Raw genomic sequence first — 11,178 nt, forward strand, 5'->3', positions numbered from 1 at the left:
AGATGGATACTAAAAATAAAGCTAAATTTTATAAAACATTCTAAGGAGGGGGAATAGTAATGATTCTTATGATAGACAACTATGATTCATTTGTTTATAATTTAGTGCAATATATAGGTGAACTAGGAGAAGAAATAGTTGTAAAAAGAAATGATGAAATAACAATAAAAGATATTGAAGATTTAAATCCAGAGATGATAGTATTATCACCAGGGCCATGTTCACCTAAAGAGGCTGGTATATGCATAGACGTGGTAGAGCACTTTAAAAATAAAAAGTCTATTCTTGGTATATGTCTAGGACACCAAACTATAGGACACGTATTTGGCGGGAGTGTAATAAAAGCGATAAGACCAGTACATGGAAAAGTACATAGTATAAAACATGATAATAAAGGTGTATTTAAAGATTTAAATAACCCTTTAAATGTAACTAGGTATCATTCTTTAGTGGTTGATACACAAAATCTACCAGAGGAATTAGAAATAACAGCCTTAACTAATGAGAATGAAATAATGGGAATAAGACATAAAAAATATCATATTGAAGGGGTTCAATTTCATCCAGAAGCAATATTATCAGAACAAGGGCATGAGATACTTAGAAACTTTATAAATGAAGCTAGACAAGGGGGACAAAATTAATGATAAAAGAAATAAGTACTAAGCTAAATTCGTTTGAAATTTTTACAATATTTAAAGATGAAAATAATAGCTTTATATTAGATAGTGCTATGAATCCTGAAAAATTAGGAAGATATTCTTTTATAGGAAGTAATCCTTTCAAAGTATTAAAATATAAAAATACAAAAGAAAACCCTCTAGATGATTTAAAAGAAGAATTAAATAAGTATAAAGTAGAAAATAATACTCACTTACCATTTGTAGGTGGAGCTGTAGGGTATTTATCATATGATTTAGGCAACTACATAGAAGAATTACCTAGGTGTGCTAAAGATGATACAAATGTATATGATTTATACTTTGGTTTATATAACCATGCAATAGTAATAGATCATTTAGAAGAAAAAACATATATAACTACACCAAACTTAAATATTGAAGAAGAAGAAAAAGTAATTGCTCAAATAGAAGAAAAAATAAAGCAAGCAGAAAAGAATGGTATCGATTCTGTTTGCTATGAAGAAAAAGATGTTGAACCTATGAAATTAAGCTCTAACTTTACTAAAAAAAGCTTTGAGGATGCTGTAAGAAAGGTTCAAGATTATATCAGACAAGGAGATATCTATCAAGCGAATTTAACTCAAAGATTTAGTGGTAAGACTAATTTATCAACTTATGAATTGTATAGAGACTTAAGAAGATTTAGCCCAGCTCCATTTGGTGCATTGCTAAACTTTGAGCATAGTGAAATATTATCAAATTCACCTGAAAGATTTATAAAATGTATAGATAAAAGAGTAGAAACAAGACCAATAAAAGGAACTAGACCTAGAGGTAAAAATAAAGAAGAAGATTTAAAACTTCAAGAAGAATTAAGAAATAGTGAAAAAGATAGAGCAGAGCTACTTATGATAGTAGACTTAGAAAGAAATGATATTGGTAGAGTATCCCAAATCGGAACTGTAAAGGTACCTGAACTATTTGTAATAGAGCCATATGCAAATGTAAACCACCTAGTAGCTGCGGTAGAAGGTAAACTTCAAGAAGATAAGGATTGTGTAGATGTAATTAAGGCTACATTCCCAGGTGGATCTATAACAGGTGCTCCTAAGATAAGATCTATGGAAATAATAGATGAACTAGAGCCAACACAAAGAAACGTATATACTGGTTCTATAGGTTATATAGGGTTTAATGGTGATATGGATTTAAATATAGCGATAAGAACTATAGTAAAACAAAATGAAAATATATACTTCCAAGTTGGTGGAGGTATGACATGGGACTCTAAGCCAGAAGATGAATACCAAGAAACCTTAGATAAAGCAAAGTCTATTATGAGGACTCTAAGGGGTTACTATGAGGAATAATATATCTTTCAATAGTACTCTTAGCAAATTTGGAATAGGATTATTTGAAACTATAAAAGTAAAAGATTGTCCTGTTAACTTAGAATTTCATATGGATAGATTATTTAACTCTATAAAATCATTAGAGTTGGAGATAAATTTAGAAAAGTCAATTTTAGAGCAGGAGATTTTAGAATACATAAAAATCAATGAATGCTACAATAAAGCCTTAAGAGTAACCGTATTTGATGAAGGGTATAATATATCTAGTAGATATATTCCATATAATGACAAAGACTATGTAGAAGGCTTTAAAATAGATATTTCACCTATTAGAAGAGGTGAAAGTATACTTTATAGACACAAGACAACAAATTACTTTGAAAATATATACACAAAAAATTACGCAAATTCTAAGGGATTTAATGATGGGCTATTTTTAAATACAGAGGGTATAGTATTAGAATGTTCTATGAGTAATATATTTTTTATAAAAGAGAATATAGTATTTACCCCAAGTAGTAAATTACCTATATTAAATGGTACGAAAAAAAAGAGGATTTTGGAGGTTTGTGAAGAATTAAACATAATATTGATAGAAGATGAAATTAATATAAATGAAATTGAAAGGTTTGATTTTGCTTTTGTAAGCAATAGTCTAATGGAAGTTATGAAGGTTGTAAAAATAGGTGAAATAGATTATGATAATAAAAATCAAATTTTTGAGAAAATAGTAGAGGCTTTAAATAAGTAAAACTATTTAGTGGAGAAACTTATGACAAATAGTATTTTTGAAATCTACACAAAAGAGATAAATAATATTATAAAAGATAATAAGGTTACTGAAGTGTTTTTAGTAGGTTCTTCGAAAAATAAAGAATTAACTCATAATAAATTAGATATAAATGATATTGATATATTTGTATTTAGAGCTTATGGTGAAAAGCAAGAGAGAATTATAAAAACTGTCAATAAAATAGATTTTGACATAAATTATTTCTCGACTAATGGTGTAGATAGCTTTATAAAAAATAAAGAATATTTCTTTTTAAAAGAAATGAAAGATCCTAAAATTATATATGACAAAAATAATAAAGCACAAAATATAATAGACTTATGTAAAAAAAAATATATTGAAGGACCAAAGAAACTTTCAAGCGAAGAAAAAGAGGGCCTTAAACTAGAAATTTTCTCTAAAATAGAAAGCTTACAATATAAGGTAAAATATAGTCAGTTTGAATTTACATTTTTAACGAATATATGCTTAAAAGACATTATAATAGTATATTTTAGAGTAAATAATAAATGGATTCCAAAAGATAAAAAACTTTTGAAAACATTAGAAAATGAAGATAAATATCTGTTTGAACTAATAAAAAGAATTGATGGATATTATCAACATGAAGAATTACTAAATGTGTACAAGTATATTTTTAAAATAAAACACTAATCAAGGGGGTTAGGAAAATGAGTAATAAAATGAGTAATGTAGATAAAGAAAAAATAAAAAGAGCAGTCAGAGACATATTAGAGGCTATTGGAGAAAATCCTGACAGAGAAGGATTATTAGATACTCCAGATAGAGTAGCAAGAATGTATGAAGAAATATTTTCAGGGCTTCATGAAGATCCAAAAAAGCATTTAAAGGTAATTTTTCAAGATGAAAGCCATGAAGAGCTAGTTTTAGTTAGAGATATACCTTTCTACTCTTGTTGTGAACACCATATAGTTCCTTTCTTTGGAAAAGCGCATATAGCATATATACCTAAAGATGGAAAATTAACTGGTTTATCAAAACTAGCTAGAGTTGTAGAAACATTTGCCAAAAGACCACAGTTACAAGAAAGAATAACTAAAGGTGTTGCAGATATAATAATGGAAGAATTACAACCATATGGAGTTATAGTTGTAGTAGAAGCTGAACATATGTGTATGACTATGAGAGGCGTTAAAAAGGCAGGTTCAAAAACTACAACATCAGCAGTTAGAGGTATATTTGAAAGAGATATAGCAGCAAGAGCTGAGGCAATGAGTTTAATTACTATGAAATAATAATCTAGGAGAATAGCAATATGTTTGATTATGGGAAAAAAACTTATATAATGGGGATATTAAATCTTACTCCAGATAGTTTTTCCGATGGAGGAGATTTTAGTAATATAGATATAGCTGTAAATCATGCAAAAGAAATGATAAAAGAAGGTGCAGATATAATTGACTTAGGTGGAGAATCAACAAGACCAGGTCATAAATATGTAGATGCAAATGAAGAATTAAAGAGAATTATTCCTGTGATAAAAAAATTAAAAGAAGAAATTAATGTACCTATATCAGTTGATACTTATAAAGCTGATGTTGCAAAGGCAGCATTAGATTTAGGTGTTGAAATGATAAATGATGTATGGGGACTTAGAAAAGATGAAAATATGGCTAAAGTAATAGCTAAATATGATGCTCATGTATGTATAATGCATAATCAAGATGGAACTGATTATGATAAAGATATAATGGAATCTATGAAAGAATTTTTACAAGAAAGTATAGACATAGGAATAAAGTGTGGCATAGACAAAAATAAAATAGTAGTTGACCCAGGAATTGGATTTGGAAAAACTTTTGAACAGAATATAGAAGTTTTAAATAGACTTCATGAACTAAAAGAGCTAGGATATCCAATACTTCTTGGCACGTCAAGAAAATCAGTAATAGGTCATGTACTAGACGTAGAACCTAAGGAAAGAGTAGAAGGAACAATAGCTACAACAGTTCTAGGAATTAGAGATGGAATAGATATAGTAAGAGTACATGACGTAAAAGAAAATATAAGAGCAGCTAAAATGACGGATGCAATATATAGAAGATAGAGGTATACGTATGGATAAAATATTAATGCAAAATCTTGGATTTTATGCTTATCATGGACTTTTAAAAGAAGAAAGTGTATTAGGTCAAAAATTCTTTTTAGATATAGAATTAGATGTAAACACAAAGGAAGCAGGATTAAGTGATGATATGACTAAATCTGTTAGCTATGCAGATGTTTATGAAGTTGTAAAAGATATTGTGATAAATGGAAGATTTAATTTATTAGAAGCTCTAGCTGAAAATATTGCAATAGAAGTATTTGCAATATTTGATTTAGTAAAGGGTATAATGATAAGAATAAAAAAACCGGAAGCTCCAGTTAATGGAATCTATGACTATTTTGGAGTTGAGATAAGGAGAAGTAGAGATGAATAAAGCTTACTTAGGCCTTGGTACTAATATGGGAGATAGAGTAGAATATCTAAGCGCTGCTTGTAGTATATTATCAGAAAGTACAGATGTAAATATAACTAAAAAATCTAAAATATATGAAACAAAAGCTTGGGGATATACTGATCAACCTGACTTTTTAAATATGTGTTTAGAAGTAGAAACAGAGTTAAATGAATATGGTCTACTAGAAATATGTGAAAAAGTAGAACAAAGATTAAATAGAGAAAGAATCATAAGATGGGGCCCTAGAACTATAGATGTTGATATATTATTTTTTAATGATATAATATTAGACGATGAAAAACTATCAATCCCTCATCCTAGAATAAGTGAAAGAGCATTTGTACTAATACCTCTTATAGACTTAAATACAAATCTTGTTATTAAGGGTAAAACTATAGATGTATATTTAAATTCACTAACATTAGAAGAAAGAGGACAAGTAAAGGAGTATATAGGTGATGAAAAATAACCTATTTAATAAAAACTTAAAGTTTGAGATACTAGCTAATAATGATGAAAAAATAATAGTAAAACAAGATAAAATTATTATGGCAGGACCTTGTGCTATAGAAAGTTATGAACAATTACTACAAACTGCAAAGTTTGTAAAAAGTAAAGGTGCAAACATGTTAAGAGGTGGAGCATATAAACCTAGAACATCTCCAAACACATTTCAAGGACTAAAAGAAGAAGGTCTTGAAATTTTAAAAGCTGTAAAAAAAGAAACAGGACTTTCTGTTATAACAGAGCTAATGGATGCAAGAGAATTAGATAAGCTATATGAAGTAGCAGATGTAATTCAAATAGGTTCTAGAAATATGCAAAACTTTACTTTATTAACAGAGGTAGGGAAACAAGATAAACCTGTAATGTTAAAAAGAGGTTTATGTGCAAGTATAAGTGAATGGATAGGTGCGGCAGAGTATATAGCGGTAGAAGGAAATGATAAAATTATAATGTGTGAAAGAGGTATAAGAACTTACAATGATTATACTAGAAATACATTAGATTTAGCAGCGGTACCAATTATACAAAAGGAAACAGGACTTCCTGTTGTAGTAGATCCATCTCATGCTACAGGTGTAAGATATTTAGTGAAACCAATGTCTATAGCTTCGCTTGCAGTAGGAGCGGATGGAATAATGGTAGAGGTTCATCCAGATCCAGTAAATGCACTGTCTGACGGAATGCAATCACTACACTTTGATGAATTTGAAGATTTAATGAATTCTATAAAATGATTAAAAAAGAGGCAAAATGCCTCTTTTTTATGTTTTTTTATGCTTGAAAATAAAAAAAATGTTGATAAATTATGGAATATAGCTATAATTATCAGTATATAGCATTATATTCATATATATAATAAAATTCGCATTAAACCTTTAAGTAATCATCTCTGAAGAGTCTTCATAATTTATAGAAGGCTTTTTATATTTGTAAAAAATAAAAAGAAATTAAAGATTAAAAATTAAAAATTAAGAGTAATTATAATAAAAAAGGAAAGATTAAATTAATAAGAGAAATGAGTTTAAACTGAAATTATAAAGATATAATTAATTAAAATTAATACAAAAACAAAAAAGGTATTAAATATTAAAAAATATGTAAATACTCAAATGTATAATATAAATAAAAAACAAAAAGAAAAAAAATGAATTTTAAGAAGGATATTAAGAAAAAAAGTCGAATTATGTATAATGAATGTTTGACAAATTTATAATATAATGTAAAATAAATATGTTAATACAAAAATTACACCAGAAGGTGATAATATGAATGATATAAAAGATATAATTGAAGAAGTAAAAATTAGATGTGATATAGTTAGTACAATATCTCAGTACATAGGTGTAAAACCATCAGGAGGTAACTACAAGGCATTATGCCCTTTTCACGGAGAAAAAACGCCATCTTTTTACATAAACACATCAAAACAAATTTATAAATGTTTTGGATGTGGAGAAGGTGGAGATGTTATAAATTTTGTAATGAAAATGGAAAACTTAGACTTTATAGATGCAGTTAAGTTATTAGCCAGTAAATGTGGGGTAGAAATAAATACTAACGTAGATGAAAAAACTAAGGAAAAGATAGAAAAATCAAAAAAATATCAAGACATACATGTAGAAGCTGCTAGATTTTATTTTTCAAATCTAGTAAAAGAAAGAAATCCAGGCTATGAATATCTAAGAAAAAGAGGACTAGATGATAAAATAATAAAGAAATTTGGATTAGGATATTCTTTAAATTCCTGGAATGCACTTGTAGATTATTTATTATCTAGGGGATACATAAAGAAAGACTTAATAGAGTGTGGATTATTTGGTTATAAAAAAGAGACTGATAAAATTTATGATAAATTTAGAAATAGGGTAATATTCCCTATATTTGATTATAGAGGAAATGTTATAGGATTTGGAGGAAGGGTACTAGATGATTCATTACCAAAATATTTAAACTCTCCAGATACTTTAATATTTAATAAAAGACAAAACCTATATGGATTAAATTTTGCAAGAAAAGAAATAAAAGATAGAACTATAGTGCTAGTTGAAGGTTACATGGATTTAATATCACTTTATCAGTATGGAATAAAAAATGTCGTAGCAACCTTAGGAACAGCCTTGACAGATCAACAGGGGAACTTAATTAAAAGATATGCAGATACGGCGATTATATCATATGATTCAGATGAAGCGGGAATTAAAGCAACTTTAAGAGCTATAGAGATACTAGCAAAATTAGACATAAATGTAAAAGTTTTAAACTTAAATAAATCTAAAGATCCAGATGAATTTATCAGAAAATACGGTTTATCAGAATATAAAAAAGCAATTGACAGTTCTTCACATTATATAAAGTATAAAATTGATATAATTAAGGAGAACTTCAATATAAATAATGATGAAGAAAAAATGAAATTTGCAAAAGAAGCAATTAAAGTTATTAAAGAAATAAAAAGTCCCGTAGAAATTGATTATTATACTAAATATTTAAGTAACCAAATTGATATAAGCGTAGAATCCATAAAAAGAGAAATATATGGAAAAAATTATAATAAATACTTGAATAAAAAAGAAAATAATAATTATTTTAATAAAAAAGAAGGAAAGTCAATAGAAAAACCAAAAACCATTATTAATGGAGAAAAAATTGTAGAAGAAAATCTTATAAAAATAATCCTAGAAGATAAAAAATTGAGAGATATAATACTATTAAAAATAGATGAATCAGATTTTTTATCAAATGATAGCAAATTAATTTTAAATTACATAATCAAAAATAAAGAATTGGACAAAATAACTATTGACAAAATGAAAAGTTTAAATATATCCGAAGAATATATAAAAGATTTGGAAAGTATATCTTTAGATAGCATGAACTTAGGTGATGTCAAAAATATAGATGAAATAATAAAAAATGTTAAGAAAAATACTCTTAATGAAAAAATCAATAGATTGTTAGAACAACAAAAAGAAATTGAAGCCAACAAAAATACTAAGGACGCGAAAGAGGTAGATGGTAAGATTATGGAAATAGCTTTAAAAATAGTTGAACTAAGAAGACAATTACAAAGATTATAAGGAAAGGAGGTCTGAATGTGCAAAATAAAAAAGAATTAAAAAGGATAACGGCAAAAAGCCTAATAGAAAAAGGTAAAAAACAAGGATCTCTTACTCTTGCTGAAATAATGGAAGCTTTTTCAGAAACTGAATTAGATAAAGATCAAGTAGAAAATCTTTATGAAACATTAGGTAACTTGGGTATAGAAGTAGTAGAAAATAAAACAGAAAAAGCAGAAATAGATTTTTCTATTGATGATGAGTTAGATATAGATAACTTAGATGAGGGTGTAGACGAAGAAACAACAAAAGAGGAAATGCCTTTAGAATTAGAAGCAATAGATTTATCATTACCAAAAGGTATAAGCATAGATGACCCCGTAAGGATGTATTTAAAGGAAATAGGAAAAATTCCATTACTTAAGCCACATGAAGAAGTGGAGTTAGCTAGAAGAATGCTTGAAGGCGATGAAATGGCTAAACAAAGATTAGTGGAAGCTAACTTAAGATTAGTTGTAAGTATTGCTAAGAGATATGTAGGAAGAGGTATGCTTTTCTTAGATTTAATACAAGAAGGGAACCTAGGGCTAATAAAAGCAGTTGAAAAGTTTGATTATGTAAAAGGTTTTAAGTTTAGTACTTATGCTACATGGTGGATAAGACAAGCTATAACTCGTGCTATAGCAGATCAAGCTAGAACGATAAGAATACCAGTTCATATGGTTGAAACTATAAATAAGTTAATCAGAGTATCAAGACAATTACTTCAAGAACTAGGAAGAGATCCTAAGCCTGAAGAAATAGCTAAAGAAATGGAAATGACTGAAGAAAAAGTTAGAGAAATAATGAAAATAGCTCAAGATCCAGTATCTCTTGAAACTCCAATAGGTGAAGAAGAAGATAGTCATTTAGGAGATTTTATACCTGATGAAGATGCACCAGCACCAGCAGAAGCTGCAGCATACTCATTACTTAAAGAACAAATAGAAGAGGTATTAGGATCATTAAATGAAAGAGAACAAAAAGTATTAAAATTAAGATTTGGTCTTGAAGATGGTAGAGCTAGAACTCTTGAAGAAGTAGGAAAAGAATTTGATGTAACTAGAGAAAGAATAAGACAAATAGAAGCTAAGGCTTTAAGAAAATTAAGACATCCAAGTAGATCTAAGAAACTTAGAGATTACTTAGACTAAAATATAAAAAATTCGCCTTATTTAAGGCGAATTTTTATATATATAGTGCTTTTATTAGCGTTACTTATAAATTTGAAAGATTAATTACTCATAATGACAATTATATATATTTAGAAAGGATGAGCAAAAATTGAAATTAACAAATAGATTACTAAAAATAGCATCATTAGTAAGTGAAGGTAAAAAAGTAGCAGATATAGGTACAGATCATGGATACATACCAGTGTATTTATTGAATAAAGGAAAGGTTTCCTTTGCTATATTGGCAGATGTAAATAAAGGACCATTAGAAAATGCAAAGAAAGAAGTGAGGCATAATAAACTTTTAGACAAAGTTGATTTAAGATTAGGATCAGGTATAGAAGTACTTGAAAAAGGTGAAGTTGATGAAGTTATTATAGCGGGTATGGGAGGAATACTAATAAGTGAATTATTAGAAGCCAAAACTGAAGTGGCTCACTCTGTAGATAAACTAATTCTTCAGCCTATGCAAGCTCAAAAAGAACTTAGAAAGTACTTATTAAACAATGGGTATGAAATACTTAATGAAGTATTAGTTAAAGAAGACTTTAGAATATATGAAATAATAGAGACTAAATACACTGGAGAAAATACAGTTGTAGAAGATGAAATTTATTTTGAGGTAGGATCAAGGTTAATTGAAAATAAGGATTCTTTATTAGGAGAATTTATAGATAAAAAAATATTTATGTATAATTCTATTATTAAAAAACTTGAAGGTAAAAATGGTGAAGCTATAGAAGAAAAAAGGAAAGAAAATAAAAGACTAATAAATAAGCTTGAAAAATTAAAATAGTAATAGAATGATAAAGGGGATGAAAAAATGAAACTAAAAAGTCTTATAAAGAAAATAGAAAGCAAGTACCCATTAGATTTAGCTTATGATTGGGATAATGTGGGCTTATTAGTTGGAGACTTTGACATGGATGTAAAAAAAGTATTAGTTGCCTTAGAAGCTAATGACAAAGTAATAGATGAGGCTATAGAAAATAATATAAATTTAATAATAACTCATCATCCATTCATATTTAAAAAGATGAATAAGATAAATACAGGAGATTTTAAAGGGAAATTAATACATAAATTAATTAAAAATGATATGGCTCTTTACTCGATGCATACTAATTTTGATATAGCTTTTGATGGTTTAAATGATTATTTTATGGAA

Annotated in this window: 13 protein-coding genes; all 13 read left to right on the plus strand. The window is 27.7% G+C overall.

What is annotated here, in order from left to right:
- The first annotated feature begins 59 nt into the window (after window positions 1–59).
- A complete protein-coding gene (locus tag ACRC03_RS01490) occupies window positions 60–644 on the plus strand; it encodes an anthranilate synthase component II (protein WP_438650779.1) in 585 nt (194 codons plus the stop codon).
- Window positions 644–1,993: an aminodeoxychorismate synthase component I gene (gene pabB, locus ACRC03_RS01495; RefSeq protein ID WP_438650780.1), complete on the plus strand. Its 1,350-nt coding sequence runs from the start codon at window positions 644–646 to the stop codon at window positions 1,991–1,993. The genes ACRC03_RS01490 and pabB overlap by 1 nt, the downstream gene beginning before the upstream one ends.
- Complete coding sequence (locus tag ACRC03_RS01500; RefSeq protein ID WP_438650781.1) at window positions 1,983–2,726, plus strand: aminotransferase class IV; 744 nt, start codon at window positions 1,983–1,985, stop codon at window positions 2,724–2,726. Before pabB ends, ACRC03_RS01500 begins: the two co-directional genes overlap by 11 nt.
- Window positions 2,727–2,747: 21 nt before the next feature.
- Window positions 2,748–3,422 carry a hypothetical protein gene (locus ACRC03_RS01505; RefSeq protein ID WP_438650782.1) on the plus strand — a complete coding sequence of 225 codons (675 nt, stop codon included), beginning with the start codon at window positions 2,748–2,750 and terminating at the stop codon, window positions 3,420–3,422.
- A gap of 17 nt (window positions 3,423–3,439) precedes the next feature.
- Entirely contained in the window at window positions 3,440–4,024 is a 585-nt protein-coding gene (folE, locus tag ACRC03_RS01510) for a GTP cyclohydrolase I FolE (RefSeq protein ID WP_438650783.1), read from the plus strand.
- Window positions 4,025–4,044: 20 nt separating this feature from the next.
- Window positions 4,045–4,836, plus strand: coding sequence for a dihydropteroate synthase (gene folP, locus ACRC03_RS01515; protein WP_438650784.1), 792 nt, complete (start codon window positions 4,045–4,047; stop codon window positions 4,834–4,836).
- A gap of 10 nt (window positions 4,837–4,846) precedes the next feature.
- A complete protein-coding gene (gene folB / locus ACRC03_RS01520) occupies window positions 4,847–5,212 on the plus strand; it encodes a dihydroneopterin aldolase (RefSeq protein WP_438650785.1) in 366 nt (121 codons plus the stop codon).
- Window positions 5,205–5,702, plus strand: coding sequence for a 2-amino-4-hydroxy-6-hydroxymethyldihydropteridine diphosphokinase (folK, locus tag ACRC03_RS01525; RefSeq protein WP_438650786.1), 498 nt, complete (start codon window positions 5,205–5,207; stop codon window positions 5,700–5,702). The genes folB and folK overlap by 8 nt, the downstream gene beginning before the upstream one ends.
- Window positions 5,692–6,474 carry a 3-deoxy-7-phosphoheptulonate synthase gene (gene aroF / locus ACRC03_RS01530; RefSeq protein WP_438650787.1) on the plus strand — a complete coding sequence of 261 codons (783 nt, stop codon included), beginning with the start codon at window positions 5,692–5,694 and terminating at the stop codon, window positions 6,472–6,474. Before folK ends, aroF begins: the two co-directional genes overlap by 11 nt.
- A 531-nt stretch (window positions 6,475–7,005) precedes the next feature.
- Window positions 7,006–8,817 carry a DNA primase gene (gene dnaG, locus ACRC03_RS01535; protein WP_438650788.1) on the plus strand — a complete coding sequence of 604 codons (1,812 nt, stop codon included), beginning with the start codon at window positions 7,006–7,008 and terminating at the stop codon, window positions 8,815–8,817.
- An 11-nt stretch (window positions 8,818–8,828) separates the two neighbouring features.
- Complete coding sequence (rpoD, locus tag ACRC03_RS01540; protein ID WP_438650792.1) at window positions 8,829–9,989, plus strand: RNA polymerase sigma factor RpoD; 1,161 nt, start codon at window positions 8,829–8,831, stop codon at window positions 9,987–9,989.
- Window positions 9,990–10,119: 130 nt separating this feature from the next.
- Entirely contained in the window at window positions 10,120–10,806 is a 687-nt protein-coding gene (locus ACRC03_RS01545; protein ID WP_438650789.1) for a tRNA (adenine(22)-N(1))-methyltransferase, read from the plus strand.
- A gap of 27 nt (window positions 10,807–10,833) precedes the next feature.
- Window positions 10,834–11,178 (plus strand): Nif3-like dinuclear metal center hexameric protein (locus ACRC03_RS01550; RefSeq protein ID WP_438650790.1); only part of this gene is annotated, 345 nt, incomplete at its 3' end.

Origin of the sequence: Romboutsia sp. (genome assembly GCF_051659545.1) — a bacterium.
Lineage (GTDB): Bacteria > Bacillota > Clostridia > Peptostreptococcales > Peptostreptococcaceae > JBOFOR01.

What these genes read in the sequence shown, in the direction of transcription:
- folP (WP_438650784.1), top strand. Translation starts at nt 4,045, where the DNA reads ATGTTTGATTATGGGAAAAAAACTTATATAATGGGGATATTAAATCTT.
- folB (WP_438650785.1), top strand. Translation starts at nt 4,847, where the DNA reads ATGGATAAAATATTAATGCAAAATCTTGGATTTTATGCTTATCATGGA.
- ACRC03_RS01505 (WP_438650782.1), top strand. Translation starts at nt 2,748, where the DNA reads ATGACAAATAGTATTTTTGAAATCTACACAAAAGAGATAAATAATATT.
- ACRC03_RS01500 (WP_438650781.1), top strand. Translation starts at nt 1,983, where the DNA reads ATGAGGAATAATATATCTTTCAATAGTACTCTTAGCAAATTTGGAATA.
- pabB (WP_438650780.1), top strand. Translation starts at nt 644, where the DNA reads ATGATAAAAGAAATAAGTACTAAGCTAAATTCGTTTGAAATTTTTACA.
- folE (WP_438650783.1), top strand. Translation starts at nt 3,440, where the DNA reads ATGAGTAATAAAATGAGTAATGTAGATAAAGAAAAAATAAAAAGAGCA.
- folK (WP_438650786.1), top strand. Translation starts at nt 5,205, where the DNA reads ATGAATAAAGCTTACTTAGGCCTTGGTACTAATATGGGAGATAGAGTA.
- ACRC03_RS01490 (WP_438650779.1), top strand. Translation starts at nt 60, where the DNA reads ATGATTCTTATGATAGACAACTATGATTCATTTGTTTATAATTTAGTG.
- dnaG (WP_438650788.1), top strand. Translation starts at nt 7,006, where the DNA reads ATGAATGATATAAAAGATATAATTGAAGAAGTAAAAATTAGATGTGAT.
- aroF (WP_438650787.1), top strand. Translation starts at nt 5,692, where the DNA reads ATGAAAAATAACCTATTTAATAAAAACTTAAAGTTTGAGATACTAGCT.